Annotated in this window: 20 protein-coding genes; 13 read left to right on the top strand and 7 right to left on the bottom strand. The window is 36.5% G+C overall.

Going from position 1 to position 20468, the window contains the following annotated elements; genetic code table 11:
- On the top strand, nt 1-844 hold an 844-nt coding region (locus tag FJR37_RS04175), incomplete at its 5' end, for a nucleotide exchange factor GrpE (RefSeq protein WP_254434508.1).
- 223 nt (nt 845-1067) lie between these two features.
- Here FJR37_RS04175 and cysE read toward each other — a convergent pair.
- Together cysE and FJR37_RS04165 are read right to left on the bottom strand one after the other, a co-directional pair.
- On the bottom strand, nt 1068-1820 hold the full coding sequence (gene cysE / locus FJR37_RS04170; protein WP_027402645.1) for a serine O-acetyltransferase: 753 nt from the start codon (nt 1818-1820) through the stop codon (nt 1068-1070).
- A gap of 212 nt (nt 1821-2032) precedes the next feature.
- A complete protein-coding gene (locus tag FJR37_RS04165) occupies nt 2033-3751 on the bottom strand; it encodes a DUF3352 domain-containing protein (protein ID WP_168465378.1) in 1719 nt (572 codons plus the stop codon).
- A 30-nt stretch (nt 3752-3781) separates the two neighbouring features.
- On the opposite strand from FJR37_RS04165, the gene FJR37_RS04160 reads away from it, so the two are divergent.
- The 3 genes from FJR37_RS04160 (at nt 3782) to FJR37_RS04150 (ending at nt 6308) form a co-directional block, all read left to right on the top strand.
- On the top strand, nt 3782-4141 hold the full coding sequence (locus tag FJR37_RS04160; protein WP_039202517.1) for a rhodanese-like domain-containing protein: 360 nt from the start codon (nt 3782-3784) through the stop codon (nt 4139-4141).
- 411 nt (nt 4142-4552) lie between these two features.
- Entirely contained in the window at nt 4553-5629 is a 1077-nt protein-coding gene (gene hrcA / locus FJR37_RS04155) for a heat-inducible transcriptional repressor HrcA (RefSeq protein WP_027402642.1), read from the top strand.
- A 13-nt stretch (nt 5630-5642) separates the two neighbouring features.
- Nucleotides 5643-6308, top strand: coding sequence for a hypothetical protein (locus FJR37_RS04150; RefSeq protein WP_027402641.1), 666 nt, complete (start codon nt 5643-5645; stop codon nt 6306-6308).
- A 16-nt stretch (nt 6309-6324) separates the two neighbouring features.
- On the opposite strand, the gene FJR37_RS04145 is transcribed toward FJR37_RS04150, so the two are convergent.
- The 3 genes from FJR37_RS04145 to FJR37_RS26810 form a co-directional block, all read right to left on the bottom strand.
- Nucleotides 6325-6666 (bottom strand): hypothetical protein, encoded by a 342-nt coding sequence (locus FJR37_RS04145; protein WP_039202515.1) that lies wholly within the window; start codon nt 6664-6666, stop codon nt 6325-6327.
- 284 nt (nt 6667-6950) lie between these two features.
- Nucleotides 6951-7526: a hypothetical protein gene (locus FJR37_RS26815; protein ID WP_254434507.1), complete on the bottom strand. Its 576-nt coding sequence runs from the start codon at nt 7524-7526 to the stop codon at nt 6951-6953.
- A gap of 2 nt (nt 7527-7528) precedes the next feature.
- Complete coding sequence (locus FJR37_RS26810; protein ID WP_254434506.1) at nt 7529-7915, bottom strand: helicase HerA domain-containing protein; 387 nt, start codon at nt 7913-7915, stop codon at nt 7529-7531.
- Between the two features lie 501 nt (nt 7916-8416).
- Between FJR37_RS26810 and FJR37_RS04135 the strand changes: the two genes are divergently transcribed.
- From FJR37_RS04135 to FJR37_RS04095, 9 genes are all read left to right on the top strand, one after another.
- A complete protein-coding gene (locus FJR37_RS04135; protein WP_168465377.1) occupies nt 8417-8641 on the top strand; it encodes a DNA-binding domain-containing protein in 225 nt (74 codons plus the stop codon).
- The gene (locus tag FJR37_RS04130) at nt 8634-9197 is read left to right on the top strand and encodes a hypothetical protein (RefSeq protein ID WP_168465376.1); all 564 of its coding nucleotides are present in this window, start codon (nt 8634-8636) and stop codon (nt 9195-9197) included. The genes FJR37_RS04135 and FJR37_RS04130 overlap by 8 nt, the downstream gene beginning before the upstream one ends.
- Nucleotides 9198-9246: 49 nt before the next feature.
- Complete coding sequence (locus FJR37_RS04125; protein WP_168465375.1) at nt 9247-10095, top strand: EAD6 domain-containing conflict system protein; 849 nt, start codon at nt 9247-9249, stop codon at nt 10093-10095.
- A 170-nt stretch (nt 10096-10265) separates the two neighbouring features.
- Complete coding sequence (locus tag FJR37_RS04120) at nt 10266-11369, top strand: EAD6 domain-containing conflict system protein (protein ID WP_168465374.1); 1104 nt, start codon at nt 10266-10268, stop codon at nt 11367-11369.
- A 48-nt stretch (nt 11370-11417) separates the two neighbouring features.
- Complete coding sequence (locus FJR37_RS04115) at nt 11418-12677, top strand: MoxR family ATPase (protein ID WP_168465373.1); 1260 nt, start codon at nt 11418-11420, stop codon at nt 12675-12677.
- A gap of 63 nt (nt 12678-12740) precedes the next feature.
- Entirely contained in the window at nt 12741-15374 is a 2634-nt protein-coding gene (locus FJR37_RS26805; protein ID WP_254434505.1) for a formylglycine-generating enzyme family protein, read from the top strand.
- Between the two features lie 202 nt (nt 15375-15576).
- On the top strand, nt 15577-16458 hold the full coding sequence (locus FJR37_RS04105; protein WP_168465372.1) for a formylglycine-generating enzyme family protein: 882 nt from the start codon (nt 15577-15579) through the stop codon (nt 16456-16458).
- A 180-nt stretch (nt 16459-16638) separates the two neighbouring features.
- Entirely contained in the window at nt 16639-16983 is a 345-nt protein-coding gene (gene avd, locus FJR37_RS04100) for a diversity-generating retroelement protein Avd (protein WP_168465371.1), read from the top strand.
- 71 nt (nt 16984-17054) lie between these two features.
- Nucleotides 17055-18113 (top strand): RNA-directed DNA polymerase, encoded by a 1059-nt coding sequence (locus FJR37_RS04095; protein ID WP_168465370.1) that lies wholly within the window; start codon nt 17055-17057, stop codon nt 18111-18113.
- A 349-nt stretch (nt 18114-18462) separates the two neighbouring features.
- Here the strand turns inward: FJR37_RS04095 and FJR37_RS04085 are convergent, their stop codons facing one another.
- Nucleotides 18463-19506, bottom strand: a complete 1044-nt coding sequence (locus FJR37_RS04085) for a metal-dependent hydrolase (RefSeq protein WP_168465368.1) — start codon at nt 19504-19506, stop codon at nt 18463-18465.
- Nucleotides 19506-20468 (bottom strand): ATP-binding protein (locus FJR37_RS04080; RefSeq protein ID WP_254434504.1); only part of this gene is annotated, 963 nt, incomplete at its 5' end. The genes FJR37_RS04085 and FJR37_RS04080, both read right to left, overlap by 1 nt.

The raw sequence follows: 20468 nt of genomic DNA, 5'->3' as shown, positions 1-20468 counted from the left end.
AACAGGGAACAGGGAACAGGGAACAGATTTTTACCAATTACCAATTACCAATTACCAATTACCAATCACCAATTACCGATTACCAATGACAACTGACAAAGAAGCTTTATTTGCCAATTTTCTAGATTATTTACAATCAGAACAACTACCCCCTGAATATTTAGGTGAACCACCATCATCTGCTCATGCCTTTGATCCTTATCAAATGGTGTCCGAGTGGACTGCTCTCCGCCATGAAGTTAAGCAACAGGGTAAATTATTGCATTCTACCCAAGATGCTCTGGTACAAGCATTGGCGGTAATTCGGACAGAGCAAGAACAGATGCCAATACGTTTGGAAGAAATTCAAAAACAGGCATCGGGAAAATTTGAACAGCAGCAGGAGAAACTCCTCAAAGATTTGCTGGGTATTGTGGATGCTTTAGATCAGGCTTGTACTTACTGGCAAGAAGAACTAGAAGCATTATCTACTACCTCAAACTCAAAACCACTAATAAAAAAAGGCTTCTGGGAAAAGTTATTAGATTGGATTAATGGTAATTATACTGAATTCAGTGAGCCGGAAAAATTACCAATGTCAGAATCATTAACGGAAATTTTCACCAGCAATCAACAGGGAGTGGAGTTAATTAGGCGATCGCTTTTAGAAATACTCAAACAACGCCGTATTGTTCCTATTGTCGCCCAGGGTAAACCTTTTGACTCCCAGACAATGTATGCTGTAGGACGTAAATCAAGGGCAGATGTCGCAGAAAATACGGTGATTCAGGAAGTAATCCGGGGTTATTTATGGGGCGATAGAGTCTTAAGAGAAGCACAGGTGATTGTATCAACACAAAAATAGAGGAGTACCCGGTTAAGCGATCGCCTTTAGGGGATAGACTGTTGATGCGATCGGCTAACCCCTCTGCCCCCCTGCCTCTCTTCTCCCCCTGCTTGCCTTCACCCGTCATTTTCGGGTTGACAGACTACTAGTACAAAACGGCGTAAATAAACCATTCTAAATCCTCCAAAAGCCTATGCTGTCTTCATTTTGACTTTTGACTTTTGACTTCCGCCTTGCGGTACTAGATTCCTGCACCATCAAAGAATTCTTGAATTTGTTTATCTCTGATATTACAAAAATTGTGTTCTTTTGGTAATTCATCTTCTGGAAGGAATTTACCAACTAAAACCGGAGTTTTTGCGGGAGTTTGCAAAGCTTGAATTTGTTCTTCTAACGCTTCAATGCGGTCAACTAAGGTGCGAATTACTTGGGCTTCTGAATCTGGTAAATTGCTGTGTTCTAATGGTGCAACCCGGACTCCAGAACGATAAATAATCCGTCCAGGGACACCGACAACGGTACAACTAGATGGTACGTCTCTCAATACCACTGAACCGGCACCAATGCGGACATTATCACCAATTTCAATATTTCCTAAAACCTTTGCACCTGCACCAACCACGACATTTTCCCCTAATGTGGGGTGACGTTTACCGCTTTCTTTACCTGTTCCCCCCAATGTAACACCTTGATAAATCAGCGCGTAGTTGCCGATAATTGCTGTTTCCCCAATTACTACTCCCATTCCGTGATCAATAAATACGCCTTTACCAATTGTAGCCCCTGGATGAATTTCTACACCTGTTAAAAACCGGGCAATGTGAGAAATCAAGCGGGGGAAAAAGGGAAGACCAAGACGACGCAACCAGTGTGCAAAGCGGTGAAACACTAGGGCTTGCAAACCTGGATAACAAAACAAAACCTCCAACCAATTCCGGGCTGCGGGGTCACGTTCAAAGATGATGCGAAAATCGGCACGGAGTCTAGAGAACATTGAGATAGTACCCTTGATAGCACAACAAGCTACTCTCCCATATTATCGTGACTTGGTAATTAGGGATTGGTAATTGGTGATTGGTCATAAAATCCTTATTTTCATAAGAATTACGCAAAATATCGCTCAACCCAACCTATGTTTTCTTAACTGAACTGTATTGCTATTCATCCTGTCTATCCTTTAATCGGTGGATATCCTGATTCTGACATTTAATGCAGTTGCCAGAATACTCCGCCTTTAAGTGTTCCTGGTTCGCTGCTATAACTGCTAACTGTCAGGGATTTTAAATTATCAAAAAGTGGCTTACCTAACACTTCTGCAAGTTTAAGCAAAGGTAGTTGACGTTTGAGAATATCTTGACTATTTTCCCAGTCTAAATAAATATACCCTTGGTTGGGTTGGGGAATTGTCGCAATACTGTTTTGAAATTGGGGATTTTCTAGGAGAGATTTTTGCTTTTGACTCAAAACAGTTTTCAGGGTTTTTAAGTCGGAACTGAAAATTTCATAATTATCTAAGGTTGTATGCACTCCTTTAACTTTCGTGTCAACATTAATAGATGTGTTATTTTTACTTGTGGCTGTAATTTTTGTCCAAGCTGATATTTTTTGTTGATCTAAAGTTAGGGAACTAACATTAAAGCCACTTCTACTGGCAATATTATTTAAATGTGTGATTCCTGCTGCTAACCCTGGGGTTTTTTCGCTGACAAATAACCAATTAAGGGTTGTATTTTCCGCATTGGGTAATAAAGCTAAAGCGTATTCTCCCGTTACCCAATTGAAAATATCTGCGCTAAAGTTTAAATTCCAATGGTCTTGGATTGTTGCTAGGGGCTGTAGTAATCGAGCCGTACCATCTTTACTAGAACCGTAAATGCCTGCTGTTACTTGCTTCCACAGTTTTGCTACATCGCTATTATCTAATTTACTCAAATTTGTGCCGGCGATCGCTAAAGCTGTTGATTTTGGAATATACTGTAATGCTCCCACAGGTTGAGATAGTGGTGAATATGAAGGTAAAATCTGGGAATTTGTGAAAAATGTACTTTCTGTGAGCAACCCTTGGGAGTTGACAACGAAAGATAGAATTTGGCTATTATAAGTTGATTCTGCTAATTCTAACCCTTGCCATTTACCAACTTTCGGTAAATTTAAGAAAGTTATAGCTACAGAATTTTTAGAGATTTTTTGAGTAGCTTTTTGATATTCTAGAGAACTAATTAAGTTTAAATCTGGAGCTTGTAAATTATTAATTGCTTCCTTGATCACTTGAGGATGATTAGCCAGTAAAACAAAATTATTAACAACTGCACCAGCTAAATTATTTTGGATATTGGATATTGGATATTGGATATTTACCCCTGATGAATATTCAGTATTATCATAAATAACCTTGACACCTTTATAACGTTCAATTCCTAAATTAGTCCCACTAAAAGCCCGTTTAGAAAATAACAACTCCAAAAAATCACGGCTTTTCCCTGGTTTTGCAGTGGCAAGTGCCATTAAATACCCGGTCTGTAGTCCGTTCTCTGGATCACGGTCTATATCTATGGTAGTTACAGCTAGGGTAATTTCATCACCCAACCAGGGTTTAATATCATCTTGATAATCTATATTACTTTTTGCCAGTAGACGATTTTTGAGTTGAGAAAATTCTCCTTTTGGTGCTATTTTCTGTAACCCGTCGGGATTGATCAATAATGAAACCATTGCTGGTGAGGACTTGGAGACGAATATAGCCGCAGCGGGTTGAGAGTTGCGAACTACAAGACTAACTGGACTTTTTTCCGCAAACCAGGAGAATTTAGCTAAACAAACTAGTACAAGCGTAATTATGCCAGCTATAAGGAAACCAAGTTTAATATTTTTTGTTAAGTGTTGACTGTTCACATTCTTTATATTTTCTAGCTTTTCTGCAAACATGAATAGTATAGGATTTTTTAGAAAAACTGCATGACAAATACATCATTTGATCAACCCTTTTCCGAAATTACTGTTGAGGAACTAGCCAAACGGCTTGAAAATAATGAAGAAACCCTTCAGTTAATAGATGTACGTGAACCCCAGGAAATTGCCATATCACGATTAGATGGTTTTGTCAATCTTCCTTTAAGTGAATATGAGCAATGGAATCAACAAGTCCCTGTTCGCTTTGATGTCCATGCAGAAACTCTGGTTCTCTGTCATCATGGTATCCGTTCCGCTCAGATGTGCCAGTGGTTAGTTACTCAAGGATTTACAAATGTTAAAAATATTAAGGGTGGGATTTCCGCTTATTCGATTTTAGTTGATCCTTCTGTGCCGCAATATTAGGGAACAGTAGGGGCGCAGGGCCTGCGCCCAGAATTCAGAAAGAGAATTGCAGGTTATTAAATTTGCGTTCCTAAACAAAATATTTCCACCCCTACCCTCTACTGGCGCGGTCAAAATTTTGATCAATAGAAAATAATATTTTGTGACTAAAACCACAACTTAGGTTGATAGACTATGAGATAATACTGAAACAGAGAGAAATTCATCTTCTTTTTGGATTTCAGCTATGTAGTAATAACAAATGCAGCAAATAAATGCTGAAAGTAAATTTTGTGTTCAATTAATACAATATAAGTATATAATTTGCTATCTTACTTTAATTAATAATTAATTCTTTTTTCCATTTTTGCGGTGAAAACCGCATTTTTTTCCAATTTTGATTAAGATTTGCCTTCAGTAGAAAAATCACTTATGCAAGTTCATCTGACTAATCGGCAACAGAATATACTTTATGCAACTGTACGTCACTATATTACCACAGCAGAACCTGTTGGCTCTAAAGCTCTAATTGAAGGATTTGATCTGGGTGTTAGCTCGGCTACGATTCGCAGTGTGATGGGTGTTTTGGAAAAATCAGGGTTACTTTATCAACCACATACCTCTGCGGGTAGAATTCCTTCTGATTCTGGTTATCGTATTTACGTTGATCAATTAATTAAACCATCAGAAACTTTAGCAAAAGAGGTAGAAACCGTATTACAAAAACATCTGCATTGGGAAGATTGTAGTTTGGAGGCCTTATTACAAGGCGCTGCCCAAATTTTAGCAACATTAAGCGGCTGTATTACTTTAATTACTATGCCGCAACCCACAACCGCAAAGTTACGACATTTGCAACTGGTGCAAATTGAATCAGAGCGAATTATGTTAATTGTGGTGACAGATAGTTATGAAACCCATTCTAAGGTGATGGATTTATTTTTACATAATCCAGAAAGTAAACCAGAAGCGGAGGTAATTGATCATCAATTGCAGATTGTTTCTAACTTTTTGAATACTCATTTAAGAGGACAGAGTTTATTAGAAATAGGCTATCTTGATTGGAGTAAATTGGATCAGGAGTTTAGAGTTTATGGTGAATTATTAAAAAGTTCTTTGGTAGAATTGACTCATCGCGCTCTAGCACCAACAACCACACAAATTATGGTGCGCGGGATTGGAGAGGTTTTACGACAACCTGAGTTTTCTCAGGTACAGCAGGTACAGACAATTATGCAATTATTGGAAGAGGAACAAGACCAACTTTGGCATTTAATTTGTGAAGAAGCAGAAATGCACGATATGAATAAGTCTAAGGTAACAGTGCGAATTGGCACAGAAAATCCTCTTGAACCTATTCGGACTTGTACTTTGATTTCTGCTATTTATCGGCGGGGTTCTGTGCCAGTAGGAAGTGTGGGAGTTTTGGGTCCAACTAGGTTAGACTATGAGAGTGCGATCGCTGTAGTTGCAGCAGCAGCAGATTATCTCTCGGAAGCTTTTAGTTAATTTCCATAAAGTCATGTTGAGAAAAATCACTTTTGGTCTATTATGGCTAGGATTTGTTTCCTATGCCTTTTTCTTTGCTCCTCCCGAACAACCTGATACTTTTGAGTTAATCAAAAATCTCTCCACAGGCAATTGGCAAGGCATTAATCCTCTGATTATATCTTTATTTAATATCATGGGGATTTGGCCTTTTATATATAGTGCAGTCGTCTTTTTTGATGGTAGAGGTCAAAAAATCCCAGCTTGGCCTTTCGCTAGTGGTGCTTTTGCATTAGGTGCTTTTGCACTTTTACCCTATTTGGCTTTAAGACAACCCAATCAAAAGTTTATTGGTGAAAAAAATTTATTTCTGAAAATCCTAGATTCTCGCATTTTAGGAATTTTATTAACTATAGGAACGGCGGTTTTATTCGCATCTGGTTTACAAGGCGATTGGGGTGATTTTGTCCAACAGTGGCAAAGTAGCCGATTTATTCATGTGATGAGTTTAGATTTTGTGATGTTGAGTCTATTGTTTCCCACATTACTAGGAGATGATATGGCGCGACGAGGTGGGAAAGATAATCAATTATTTTGGTTATTTGTAATGCCTTTATTTGGAGCTTTGATTTATTTGTGTGTCCGTCCACCTGTAGAGATAGAAAATAAAATAGGAGTTGAGAAGCCTATAATCATCTAACTCCTAAACAATAAAATCAAAAAGGTGAGTATCCAGTTGTGAACATTTTATAACCCGATGTAATACAAATTAAGGAGAGAAAAAATTGCCATAAACTGGTAGGACTAAGAATTGCACGACTACTAATAAATACCGCCATAATACCCACAGAAATAGCAATCCATCCCAGATTTTTCATACTTTCTGAGAAAAAAACTAGCATCAATACACCTAATGTTAGTGCTAACACTGAAATATCAGCGGCAATTCCTCGCCACCAGTAAGGATAGACATTGGTTGTAAAAAATATATTTTTCCCAACCAAGTAAATACCTAAAATCAGCAAACCAAAGCCGGCAATTCTCATTAAAAAGCGCATAATTACCCTGATTACACTCAAAATGGTTAGGACATGGACTTTTGTAAAATCACGAAAACCCTAGATTTGTAGGGGTAAAGCAAGAGCTTCATTGGTGTCAACTTAAGCTACAGGTGGCTTATTTGTTGGCTTCCACACCCACCCTGAAATGATAGCGTAGCGTGGCGTTAGCCATATTTCAGGGCTAATACTGCTCGGTCAAGCCTGAAAATTCATTATATGGGTTTTACGTTAAGTTGACACCATTAAGCTCTTGCTTTACCCCTACCCAGAGAATCAAATAATTAAGCCGTATTGGGTATAACTATTGATAATCGAGAACACCGCGCTGAGTTTGACAAGGCTGGGGCATCATTAGCGATCGCCTCCCAAAAAATTGAGGAACAACATTTACGGGCTTCTGCTGATATTCTCGCCAGTGTTTCTGATGATTTGACTTCTTTGCACTCATCCAAGATGACGTAACAACGAGGTGTTTTATCTTTAATTTCACCTTGCAATTTATGTGAATCTAATAATTGCTTTAACAGTGTTTCTGCGGCGATAGCTGCGCTCGCCGAAGGCATCGCACTCAACCCAGGAACTTTACCAAGTGCTGATAAATCAAATCTAATTAATGGTAATTTTAAATTAGGTTGTGGTTTATTAAATATCCCATATTCAAACATTGCTGCTAATTTTAAGGCTAATTTAGAGGATTCTCTACATCCATTCTCTATTCTTGCTGTAATCTCATTTTGTAAGTCTTGAAAAGTTGGTGGTTTATTAGTCCAGGTGCTTACGCTTTCTTGAGTAATTCCTTTTTGTTTATAGCAATGACTTAATATTTCTATAATTAATCCTTCCTGATTTGCTCCCATTGTCAAGGCTTTACGCAATATTGCGCTACTGCTATTCCTTGCAGTGCTGGTCCACCACCTTTAGTATCTAAATCAATTGTTAATGGATTAATCCCATAGGGTGACTCCATATCTAAGGGATAGCAAACTTCACCCGGTAGTTGCTGATCTCCGTGATAATCAATGATAATATTCTTTATAGTGGGAAATAATTTAGGTAATTCATAGGCGATCGCTTTTAATGTTTGAGTCTTACCACTTCCAGAAGTACCGATTATGGCAACGTGACCATTTGGTAAACTGGCAGGATTCCAATAGCATTTATCCCCTAATAATATGCCAGAGTGCGATTTTTCTTTCTCAATTACTTTACCCTGTGGTTTAAGTGTAGCCTGTGGTAATGGTTTCATGTTAATTGGTTTTAAAGCTTGTGTTATGTATTTAGATTTAAAAGTTAAATAATTAGGATTTACGTATTGACAAGATTCCCCAAATATGTAAAGTGAATTTTATCTCTTGTAGGGTGCGTCAGACACGATATTTTGACAAAAAAACAGATTTCCTCTATCTGACGCACCCTACTACTCAATAAGTTATTCCCAAAGCCGAAAACGACGCAATTTCGTTCATTCATATCATGACAAGTTTGTACAGTGCGTAAGTCCTAATAATTATAATTATATAGCGGTATGCACCTGAATGAGATACAGAATTTACCTAAGAAACCATACACCAAAAGACTTTCAACTCTGTTCCCTATTCCCAGTTAAGAGTTCCCTGGTTGACAGACTACTAGGACGAGATATGTATCACTCACAAGAAAAACACTACTTGAGTAAAGAATTGTTCATAAATAACAATACTTAGTCATACTGTTTGATAGCATATTCTAGAATTATCCGGTCTAAGCTATGGGTAAACCGCAAATTGCTATCAGATTATCACCATCTCTACTGCAAGAACTCAATAACTATGTTGAGCTAACTGGCACGTCGAAAACTGATGTGGTTGTGAGTGCAATTAGTCAGTATATTGGTTGTACTGACAATATGCCGTTGAATCAGAGGATGGGTGAGTTGGAAAAAAGGCTCAGGGAATTAGAATCTAAATTTGACGAGAGGTGTTTTTATGGATGATGTCTCTTCTAAGCTCATAGCAATTTTCCAAAATGTGAATGACTGGCTGAAGTTTGCAGAGGCTAAAAATGGTATTCTTTTAGCCTTTTCTGGTGCTGCGATTACTGCTACTATAACCATTTTATCCACAGCACAAAGTCTGCCTAATTCATTAAAAATTGGGTTATTATTAACAACAATTATTCTTTGTATTTGTGCTTTAGCTTGCTCCTTGTCTTTTTTACCTAGAACCAATTTAGAGCGTGTTTTAGGGTTGCGACGTAACTTAAATACTACTAATCCAGATAAAGATAATTTCTGGTTTTTTGGACATTTGCAAAAATATAAGCCAATTGAATTGTTAGAGGCACTGAATAAGCATTATTTTGACAGTAAATTAAATAATATACCCTATAAAAAAGAATATCAAGATATTGCTGCACAAATAACTGTGAATGCTGAAATTACTTTTCTAAAATTTCGGATTTTTACCTATGCAATATATGTGTTGATTGCTGCTATTTTGGTAATTCCCTGTTCTGTTTTGTTTAGTTTGGTTATTTATCATTATTTGTAATTGTAATTATTTTTATCAAAAATAAATTGAGGAAAAATAGAGGTAATTCATGTCATCTCATCAATTAACAATAGTTCAACTTGATTTAGTCAACTCTTCCCAATCTTTCAAGGAACTTTTTGAAAAATATGATTTAGGAAATGAAATTCTACGGATTTTTATTAAAAAAATCGAAGAAATTGTTATACCAGCTTTAAACGAATCAACTAAAAATTATAATATTGATTCTAATTTCACTAAAATAGAAATGTCTATGGCTGATGGATATAGACTAATATTTGAATATCCTGAAAATGCCTATAAATTTGTTGAGATATTTTGTAGATTAGTAAATGAACGTAACCAAAAACCTGGTATAGACCAATGGATGTTTCGTTTTGGTGCAGCTACAGATCGTGAGATTAATTATGATCCAAAAGCTATAAATATATTTACAGGTCACGGTTTTTTAAGGGCTAAAGAATTGGAAGCTGGTGCATTTCCTGGTTGGTTATTTGTTGATGAAATGACCTATGATGAACTTTCTCAAGATAAGTTCTCTAAACAATCTTTTAAAAATAAACATGGTAAGTTCAGAGAGGCTTATGGTTATCCAATGCTTGAGAATTATGTACAACCTATTAAACCTATTATATGGACAGATGACGACAACAAACAAGTATTAATTAAAATTCTTCAAGATGTATTTACAGAAGAAGAATTAAAAACTATATGTGAAAATAATACGAGTAAACTGAAAGGAAATCCTTATGATGCAATTACTGGGAATACAGTTAATGCTAGATATAGTTCTTTAGTTAATCATTTAATTAGAAAAGGACTAATAGATAGTTTTTTAGAGATACTTTGTAAATCCAGTGAACACTTTGCTGATTTAGTAAAATCTTTACGAGGATAAATTATTTTGGCGTTGCTGATTAAGAGTATGATTTTATTATGCCTACGGCACGCTGCGCGAACACGCAGAGGCGCTCCAGTCGCAGAGAGTAAGAGTTTGAAATCATTGATTTTTCAATTTCATACCCTAATTCAGCAACGCCATTATTTTTTTAGTAAAACATAATGAATATGACTGACGAAAACAAACAAGTATTAATTAAAATTCTTCAAGATGTATTTACAGAAGAAGAATTAAAAACTATATGTGAAAATAATACAAGTCAACTGCAAGGAAATCCTTATCATGAAATTTCTGGGAATACAGCTAATGCTAGATATAGTTCTTTAGTTAATCATTTAATTAGAAAAGGACTAATAGATAGTTTTTTAGAGATACTTTGTAAATCCAGTGAACACTTTGCTGATTTAGTAAAATCTTTGCGAAGTGAGGTAACGGTGACCCCTAAGACAACAATTCAAAATGCAAATAATATTGTTAATTATATTTTTGTTATTGTTACTCCTCATCCAACAGTGAATAAAAAATATATTATAACATCTCAAGTTGCACAATTTGAAAATAATGATACTAAAATGAATACTCCTGATAGTGAGACAATTATTACATTGTCTAATATAGATCAAGGTTATTCAGAAAATCAAATTATTTCTGTTGCCATAAATGAAATTATCAATCAATTGAAATCAAAACCAAATATTTTCACTCCTACACCAATTATTGAATTATTTTTACCTCATAAACTTTTAACTAAAGATTTTAGTATCAAAAAAATTAAGGAAGCTGGAATTGATCAACCAATTGGTCATTTATATCCTTTCACAGTACGCTCTTATAATAGGTTTACAGATCAAGCCTCTAAAGGTAGATTAGAGTCAAAATTTCAAAAACTAAAAAAAATTATTGCTGATACTAATGATATAAATAATATTCAAGAATATTGTCATCTTATTACTAAAAATGACTTACAATTAAAACCTGATAAATTCTATATAAATTACATTTCCCCTGGTACTCCTTTGTGTTTATGGATTAGGTGCAGTCTTGAGGAAGACAATAGGACTATTGATGATGTCTATCAAGAAATTTTTAATATATCCAATAATAATTTTTGTAAAGTTGATAAAATATATGAGCAACTTTTGAGTATTAGACAACAATATTATCGGGAATATGAAGAAAGGTTAATACTAGGAGTATTATTTGATCATGACAAATTACCAACACAAATAAGTCAATTAACATCTCCCAATATGTCCATGAACACCACATAAGGGGTATTTAGGTATCACAAATTAAAACTATTCACAAGGACAAAAACAATGACTGAACATCAAACAGAAAACAACTCACAAAACAACAAGGACTGGTATTTATTTTATGGTGATGGACAAGATCATGATATAGATAGCCAAAAAAAAATGATCAAGGAAAAAATGAAATCTCCACCACCTTGGCGAAAATTTTTAGAAATTGAAGGTATAGATAAATTAAAAGAAGCAATAAATTTAGATGATAGTGAAAATAAAAATAAAAAGATTGAAGAAATTACTAAAAATTCAGAAGAATTAAAGAAAATTTATGATCAATGGCAAAAAATTCAAAAATTAGCTAACTCTCCCGAAAATGAAAGGGGTCGAGAAAAAGGTAAAAGATTTCGCGTTTCTAGTCAACCAACCGCAGCAAATGATGATGATAGTGAAGACAATCCTAAAATCACAGTATTAGATGCGGTTAATGCTGCTATATTGTTGCGAAGACCGCTTTTAGTGACAGGAAATCCTGGATCTGGTAAAACTTCTTTAGCTTATGCGATCGCTCATGAATTAAAATTAGGAACTGTATTAAGTTGGCCTATTACTTCCCGTACTACCCTCCAAGATGGATTATATGCTTATGATGCGATCGCCCGACTTCAAGATTATCAATTAATTACAGATCCAGAAAAGAAAAAACTTCCTGATATTGGTAATTATATCACATTGGGACCATTAGGTACAGCATTTTTACCATCTCTTTATCCTAGAGTTTTATTAATTGATGAAATTGATAAAAGTGACATTAATTTACCTAATGATTTATTACATCTATTTGAAGAAGGTAAATTTTCCATTCCTGAATTAGTCCGTTGGGCTGATACTTCTCAGCCAAAAACATCTACAATAGAAGCAAATAAAACTGTAAAAGTTCGTACAGAAGACGCAAGCATTGAAGATAAAGCTACAATTAAAGCAGGTAGAGTACATTGTTCAGAATTTCCCATTATTATTATGACCAGTAATGGAGAAAGAGACTTTCCTCCCGCATTTGTTCGGCGCTGTTTACGGGTAAGAATGCCTGATCCTGATCCAGAATATTTAAAAAATATCATTGCATCTCATTTTGATGGTGATAGTTATGAAGAAACTAAAAAAGCAACGGATAAACTCATAGAAGACTTTAGAAACAAAGAAGCAACAGAACGGGCAACAGATCAATTATTAAATGCTATTTATATGAGAAATAACCTGAATCCTGAATCTTTTACTGAAGATTTACAAGAGTTATTGTTTAAATCTTTATCTGATACTGATGAACAATAAAAATATCTCTTGTGGTACAGGCATCTTGCCTGTAAAATATAAATAGTAAAGGATTTTAAAACCATGAGTAGGCAATTTGACCAATTCATCACCACATTAGAAAAAAAATTGAATCTAACTGGTACAGAAATTGCTGAAATTCTCTGGTTAGCACAACAAACTTGTACTCATGTTCCTGTTGAAAAAAAACCAACTCCACCGCAACAACCACCAACAAATAATGAATTTGAAAATATACCTCCAAAAACCAAAAATAAAACCCAAATAACTCCAGAAGTAACATCTCAAATTGAACAACCACCATCTGATGTTCCTATTGTTCCCAAAACATCAGATTCCTATCCCGATAGTGGTTTATCAATAAATATTCCTGATGTTTCCTCCCTTCCATATCCCCGCAAAATTGCTAAAGCATTACGTTTTTTAATTCAATATATTGCCTATGGTAAAGCAGTCTTATTAAATGAAAAAGCCACCGTCGAACTTATGGCTGAATTAAACGGTATTTGTATTCCTATTCTTGAACCACGCAGAGAATTAAAATTTGATTTATTATTAGTTATAGATAAAAGTGATTCCATGATTTTTTGGCAACGCATTATCAAAGAATTACAAAAAATTTTAAAACATTATGGCATATTTAGGAATATTCAAATCTTTGGCATCTTTAAAGATAATCAAGGAAAGATTTATTTAAAACAAGGAATAGGGGAAAAAAGATATTCTCCTCAAAAATTAATTGATCCTACTGGTCGTAGAATTATCTTCATAGTCAGTGATTGTGTTAGTGAAATTTGGCGTAATGGCACAGCTTTTAATCTATTAAAGATTTGGGGAAAACATAATATTGTCGCCATTGTGCAAATGTTACCGGAAAGAATGTGGTTAAGAACTTCCTTAAGTTCAGGGGCAATGGTACAGTTAAATAGTTCAGCTTATACAGTTGCAAATCGTAATTTATCTATTAAAGAAATTTTAATTTGGGATGATATTAATTTTCACAAATCCATTAAAGTTCCTGTTTTTAGTCTCACACAAGATTCTATAAAAACTTGGAGTAAAATGGTTATATGCAAAGGAACTATTGGTGCTGGTGGTTTTGCCTTTTCACCAAACTTAGTTCAACAACAAACACAGTCAGAACCACAAGATATATCTCAAATATCATTATCCAATGAGGAACGAGTATATCAATTTCGCATGAGTTCTTCACCCCTAGCCAGAAATTTAGCCAGTTTATTAGCATCTGCACCTGTAATTAATTTACCTGTAGTCCGATTAATTCAAAAAAATTTCCTACCTCAATCGGAAAAAATAGTTCATGTCATAGCTGAAGTATTTTTAGGAGGAATTTTAAAACCTACGAAAGTAATTACACCAGATACCCATCCAGATTATGTTGAATATCGCTTTATTCATGAAGACATAAGAGATATTTTCCTGCAAGATAGTTTGGGAATGACTTCCCTGAAAATAATTAATAAAATTTCTGAATATATTGCTGAAAAACTAGGAAAAAATCGCCAAGAATTTCAGGCTTTACTTAAAAATCCACAAGAGTTAGAAAAACTTAAAAACGAAAAAAATCTTCAAAACTTAAATTTTGAATATTTTGCTACTATTACTGTCAAAGTTTTAAAACGGTTAGGAGGAGCTTATGCTCTGCTTGCTGATGAAATTGAACAATCGCAATATTTACAAAGTGATAATAACAATCAAGCATTCTTTGAATTTTCCTTTGAAGTTGCAACTATCACCATCACCAATCTACAACCGTTTGAATTTGAAGTAGCCACCATTGAACCAAAACAAACAGGTGGCTTCTTAGGATTCGGACAAAAAACAGAATTAATAGTTAAACGTCGTCGTCAACAATCTCAGTATTTTATCGAAAATTTGGAGAATAGAGTCCAGTTAGAAATGGTAGAGATTCCAGGGGGTAGTTTTCAGATGGGCGCTCCGCAAACAGAAAAAGATAGCAGTGATAGTGAACGCCCTCAACACCAAGTGAATGTTCCCACCTTCTTTATGGGCAAATATCCAGTTACCCAAGCACAATGGAAAACTGTAGCTGCACTTCCACGAGTCAACCGTGAACTACAACCAAATTCATCTCATTTTAAAGGTGATGGTTCGACTTCGCTCACCAACCATCGTCCTGTAGAGCAAGTTTCTTGGTACGATGCGGTGGAATTTTGCGATCGCCTCTCAAGGCATACTAAAAGACAATATCGTTTACCCAGTGAAGCAGAATGGGAATATGCCTGTCGAGCGGGGACTACTACACCGTTTCACTTTGGAGAGACGATAACAACGGATTTGGCTAATTATGATGGTACTCAAACTTATGGTCAAGGATCTGAAGGAGAATATCGAAGAAAAACAACAGAAGTAGGGAGTTTTAAAGTAGCCAATAACTTCGGATTATATGATATGCACGGGAATGTATGGGAGTGGTGTTTGGATGATTGGCGTGATGATTATAAAGGAGCGCCCACAGATGGAAGTGCATGGTTTAATAGTGATGATAATCTAAACGACAAGTCAGGACGCGTTGTGCTGCGGGGCGGTTCTTGGATCAACAATCCTAAGTACTGCCGTTCCGCGTCTCGCTACTTCTATAGGGCGGAGCGCGGCAACTACTTCTACGATATTGGTTTTCGTGTTGTTTGCGCTGTTGGGAGGATTTTTCAGTAGCCCTTTATACTTTTCCTCTTTTGCCCTTTGTACTTGTTCTTTTTACCCTTTGTTAGCGTAGCGGAGCGATTAAAAATTTTTTTTGCAAAAATGGTCTATGAGAATCCCAAAGGGGAGCGTTAAAATTTTTTTTTCAAATCAACCCTGGGTAGAAAATAATCGAATCATAAATTTCAGCAAAATAAGAATTAACTAAAAACAAATGTCAATAATAGTTATAAACCGGACACGGAAGACAGGAAAATATTATATAGAAGACTTGGGTAATGGAATTGAATTAGAAATGATAATGATTCCTGGTGGTACTTTTATGATGGGTTCACCAAAAGAAGAAGAAGGTAGCACAAACGATGAACGTCCTCAACACCAAGTCACTATCAAAGGCTTTTGTTTGGGTAAATATCAAGTCACACAGGCACAATGGAAAGCCATAGCAGAACGAACGGATCTTAAAGTTAACATTGATTTAAAGCCTGACCCATCTAATTTTAAAAAAGATCCTGCTTCAGAAAAGGGAAAAAAGGCAGGAAACCGCTGGAATAGACCTGTAGAGCAAGTTTCTTGGTACGATGCGGTGGAATTTTGCGATCGCCTCTCAAGGCATACTAAAAGACAATATCGTTTACCCAGTGAAGCAGAATGGGAATATGCCTGTCGAGCGGGGACAAAGACACCATTCCACTTTGGAGAGACGATAACAACAGATTTGGCAAATTATCGAGGTACAAGTTCTTATGGTCAAGGACCTAAAGGAGTTTATAGAGAAGAAACAACAGAAGTAGGGAGTTTTGAAGTAGCCAATAACTTCGGCTTATACGATATGCACGGAAATGTATGGGAGTGGTGTTTGGATGACTGGCATGATAATTATGAAGGAGCGCCCACAGATGGAAGTGCATGGTTTAATAGTGATGATAAACTGAGCGACAAGTCAGGACGCGCTGTACTGCGGGGCGGTTCTTGGTTCAACAATCCTAAATACTGCCGTTCCGCGTCTCGCTACTACAATAGGGCGGGGCGCGGCGACAACAACGGCAATATTGGTTTTCGTGTTGTTTGCGCTGTTGGGAGGATTCTTCAGTAGCCCTTTATACTTTTCCTCTTTTGCCATTTGCACTTGTTCTTTTTACCCTTTGTTAGCGTAGTGTAGCGGAGCGATTAAAAATTTTTTTGCAAAAATAGGTTTGGTAGTCCTCCAATTGCTATTTTTGTGACATCATGATGACTCCAACTATTTGACAGAAATATTAAGATATATTAAGAAATGAAAGAATTATCAGTTATTCAAAAAACCTATGATTGTATTAAATGGTATGTACCAATTATTGAGAGATTGCCCAAAATTCATAAGTTCACATTAGGAGACAGAATCATCAATCAACTATATGATTTACTAGAGGGTTTAATTCAAGCCAAATATGCCAAAAATAAACTGACTCAATTAGAATCTCTGAATACTAAACTAGATATTTTGCGATATCAGACACGAATGATGCTAGACTTCAATAAGATGTCAGTAGAGCGATACGAATACGCTATCAAGTTAATAGATGAAATTGGTACAGAATTAGGTGGATGGATTAAAAAACAAAGAAATAGAGAAAATTAAGTTAATTCTCTAGATTCGAGAATATTAATTTTGCAAGTATGGAATATTGGGTTTATTAAATAACAAATTTTATGAAACGTTACGGTAATCTTTATTCCCAAATTATTAATTTTGAAAACATACTTTCAGCATCACGTCAAGCGCAAAAAGGGAAACGATTTCGAGACAATGTTTTAGATTTTAATTATCATTTAGAAACTGAATTAATTAGATTACAGAAACAGTTAACTGATAAAAGTTATCAGCCAGGAAATTACCGCACCTTTCACTTGATTAATCCCAAAAGCCGCCTAATTTCAGCCGCACCTTATCGTGATAGAGTTGTTCATCATGCTCTTTGTAATATAATAGTACCAATTTTCGAGAGAATTTTTATAGCTGATTCTTATGCTAACAGACTTGGTTTTGGCACACATCGAGCTTTAAGAAAATTTACTACCTTTGCTCGTAATAGCTGCTATGTACTGCAATGTGATATTAAAAAATATTTTCCCAGTATAGACCATATAATCTTAAAAGAATTAATCCGCCGGAAAATTAAATGTTCCGATACTCTGTGGCTAATTGATACTATTATTAACAACAATAACGAACAAGAAACAGTAATTGATTATTTCTCTGGAGATGATTTACTTACTCCTGTAACCCGCAAAAAAGGGTTACCAATTGGAAATTTAACTAGCCAGTTTTTCGCCAATATTTATTTAAATAGCCTTGATCATTTTGTTAAAGAACAGCTAAAAATATGCAAATATGTCCGTTATGTTGATGACTTTGCTTTATTTAGTGATGACAAAGAATTGTTAACCAATGCCAGATTAGCTATAGAAGAATATTTAGCTAAGTTAAGGCTCAAAATTCATCCAATTAAAAGTCAACTATTTGCTACAAAAATTGGGGCAAGTTTTTTAGGATTTAGAATATTTGCAGATACAATTCGGGTACGAAATAGCAATTTGCATCAAGCAAGGCGTAGACTCAAGCGATTGCAAACAGATTATCTTCAAGGTAGGATAGAATTAGAAAAAGCCAATCAATCTCTACAAAGTTGGTTCGCTCATTTGGAGCATGGAGATACTTGGCAACTGCGCCAACAGATATTTGCTTCACTCAATTGGTTGAGGGAGTAGAGAAGGGGTAGGCGAACCCGACTGCGGGGCGGTTCTTGGATCAACAATCCTAAAAACTGCCGTTCCGCGTCTCGCAACAACAATAGGGCGGAGCGCGACAACAACAACAACAATATTGGTTTTCGTGTTGTTTGCGCTGTTGGGAAGTCTCTTCACCGCGAGAGTCGGCAGGTGGGAATCTGTCGAGGGTGCAACCGAAGAGTCCAGCCTACACCTGTGATGTCGGTGACGGCATCCGAAAATCAAACTGGGTTGGGTAGCTTGGTAGGTGTCAAAGCCGAAGACTTGCCCAACCCTTATGCACAGGGTTTTTACGGCTATCTCAGTGCTATCCTGTAATGATTCATAATTATTGACTACTAACAATTGACCGGACTTGCAAACTACCACTTGCGAATTCATCCCCCAAGAATTTCATCACAACTTTTAGTGGTGCAGCTTCCAGTTTAATACTACTAGGTGATGCGTCTATAAACTTAAATTGGTAAGGGTCACGCGGTAAAACTGAGGTATCAAAATCCTCAACCGACAAGTCACCAGTAACAAATACATTTGTATTAGTACGGTTAAATTTACTTATCGCCTCCCCAACAACCTGATCTTCCACAAATACCGATTCAATAGTAGTAATAGCAGGTGTAGAAACATCTGCGGTAATTTGTTCAATAACAATCTGACTATCAGGGTCAGTTGCGGCTTTATATAGTTTATTTGTATTAGGTTCAAGGACTATAAAACCAGTTCCATTAGGTTGAATAATCTGAAATTGTCCATCAACCTTTGACCGATCGCCCGCCCTGACTCCCTTAATATTGGCAACAATTTTATGAGTGCTTCCCGAACTATTGTACACACCCTGTACCCCTGATGTAGAGGCAATTAGACGATTAAACTGGGTTAAAATTCCCCCCTTACTATTGATGCTAAAAGCTGATAATGCGATCGCCACCAATATACAAAGTACAAAATATTCAGCATTGCTCCCAGTCTTTAACCTGAGATTCCGATTACCAGGACAAACACAGCGTACAGATGAAGGCCAAAACATCTCCACACCACCGCGAGTAAAGCAGTCTGCAAACCATCCGAATGTGTACCCGATAGTTAACGCTGATGCTATAGGAATAAATTGGGGAATAAATACTGCTGTTCCATAGGAAGCGATCGCCACAACAGCCGATGCAACGATAGAATGAGTCATACTTCTATGGGGCATTGTCTCTTGAAAATAGCCAGATATCCAAGGAAAAACCTTACCTGCTGGAGAAGTAGAAACATCAACATCAGGAAGTAGACCAGCGATCGCCCCAACAGCAATCAAAACAGGATCGGCAGTTTGTAATAAGAGGCTGGCCGCAGTCCCACTAATTAATAGGTGAGATATTCCCAACATTACCTAATTCTCCTTTCCTCTTGAGGCAAACTGTAAAGCAGTCGGGAGAGTCCCAAGAATATAGCCGCAGCAATACCACCAAATATATATAATGCTTGGTCATTAGTACCAAGTCCGATAAAGCGCATAATCACGAAGATTACACCCACTACCAAAAGTAATGGGGTGATGTCAAAATATCTTCTATGATCCGCGCCCTCGATGTCTAACCCTAGATATTCCTCCTCGATGGCACGAATAGCTAACATTGGATTTCCCCCGGCGCGTTCTTGCAGTTTAGATAAATCGGCAGACGTTAAGGCGATCGCTCTTTCTTGCGCTGCTGCTTTCATAATTTGTCTGATTGCCTTCTCTGGTAAGGGTTTCAGTTCAATTCTGGGAATATTAATAAAGATATCAGAACGGGGCGGGTCTGTAGCAAGTACAAGCATCGGTACACCCTTACGGCGTAACTGTTTGAGCCATATTCTAAATTTCATATCACAGTTTTGAGCGTCATCGAGGACGATAAATGCTGTGTTCTCTGAGAGGAATTGGGCGATCGCTTTCTTCAATTTATCCATAGTCAGATTTTTCCCCTCGATGTCTTCTGTGGGAAGTTCAAACTGTTGGGCAATTTCTAAAAGCATCTGTTTGGGAGTAGTTGGTTCAACGAAAGCCACTAAAAAACCGTCATCGGTTAATCTCTCAACAACGGCATTACCCAGTACAGACTTACCACTCCCCTCTTCACCGACAATCAAAATTGCCCCATTAGCGAGTAATGATGCTGTAGTGCGGTTTAATTCCGCTTGACGGTAAATTTGAAATTCCTCAACTTCAAAACATTCCTCCCCAACTCCCCCAACTCCCCCAACTCCCCCTACTTCCCCCACTCCCCCATTCTTAGAGAATGACTTAGGAAACACAGAAGTTACAGCCAAGATAATTGACAGGGGATTGAATGAACTGACGGCCAGCAA

This window comes from Aphanizomenon sp. UHCC 0183 (assembly GCF_009712065.1).
Lineage (GTDB): Bacteria > Cyanobacteriota > Cyanobacteriia > Cyanobacteriales > Nostocaceae > Dolichospermum > Dolichospermum heterosporum.
The sequence above is the reverse complement of the archived record's forward strand: the minus strand, read 5'-3'. Positions and strand labels throughout refer to the sequence as shown.

Bases quoted from the DNA above. Each gene is read 5' to 3' on its own strand.
- cysE (WP_027402645.1), bottom strand. From the start codon at position 1,820: ATGTTCTCTAGACTCCGTGCCGATTTTCGCATCATCTTTGAACGTGAC.
- FJR37_RS04165 (WP_168465378.1), bottom strand. From the start codon at position 3,751: ATGTTTGCAGAAAAGCTAGAAAATATAAAGAATGTGAACAGTCAACAC.
- FJR37_RS04160 (WP_039202517.1), top strand. From the start codon at position 3,782: ATGACAAATACATCATTTGATCAACCCTTTTCCGAAATTACTGTTGAG.
- hrcA (WP_027402642.1), top strand. From the start codon at position 4,553: ATGCAAGTTCATCTGACTAATCGGCAACAGAATATACTTTATGCAACT.
- FJR37_RS04150 (WP_027402641.1), top strand. From the start codon at position 5,643: ATGTTGAGAAAAATCACTTTTGGTCTATTATGGCTAGGATTTGTTTCC.
- FJR37_RS04145 (WP_039202515.1), bottom strand. From the start codon at position 6,666: ATGCGCTTTTTAATGAGAATTGCCGGCTTTGGTTTGCTGATTTTAGGT.
- FJR37_RS26815 (WP_254434507.1), bottom strand. From the start codon at position 7,526: ATGGGAGCAAATCAGGAAGGATTAATTATAGAAATATTAAGTCATTGC.
- FJR37_RS26810 (WP_254434506.1), bottom strand. From the start codon at position 7,915: ATGAAACCATTACCACAGGCTACACTTAAACCACAGGGTAAAGTAATT.
- FJR37_RS04135 (WP_168465377.1), top strand. From the start codon at position 8,417: ATGGGTAAACCGCAAATTGCTATCAGATTATCACCATCTCTACTGCAA.
- FJR37_RS04130 (WP_168465376.1), top strand. From the start codon at position 8,634: ATGGATGATGTCTCTTCTAAGCTCATAGCAATTTTCCAAAATGTGAAT.
- FJR37_RS04125 (WP_168465375.1), top strand. From the start codon at position 9,247: ATGTCATCTCATCAATTAACAATAGTTCAACTTGATTTAGTCAACTCT.
- FJR37_RS04120 (WP_168465374.1), top strand. From the start codon at position 10,266: ATGACTGACGAAAACAAACAAGTATTAATTAAAATTCTTCAAGATGTA.
- FJR37_RS04115 (WP_168465373.1), top strand. From the start codon at position 11,418: ATGACTGAACATCAAACAGAAAACAACTCACAAAACAACAAGGACTGG.
- FJR37_RS26805 (WP_254434505.1), top strand. From the start codon at position 12,741: ATGAGTAGGCAATTTGACCAATTCATCACCACATTAGAAAAAAAATTG.
- FJR37_RS04105 (WP_168465372.1), top strand. From the start codon at position 15,577: ATGTCAATAATAGTTATAAACCGGACACGGAAGACAGGAAAATATTAT.
- avd (WP_168465371.1), top strand. From the start codon at position 16,639: ATGAAAGAATTATCAGTTATTCAAAAAACCTATGATTGTATTAAATGG.
- FJR37_RS04095 (WP_168465370.1), top strand. From the start codon at position 17,055: ATGAAACGTTACGGTAATCTTTATTCCCAAATTATTAATTTTGAAAAC.
- FJR37_RS04085 (WP_168465368.1), bottom strand. From the start codon at position 19,506: ATGTTGGGAATATCTCACCTATTAATTAGTGGGACTGCGGCCAGCCTC.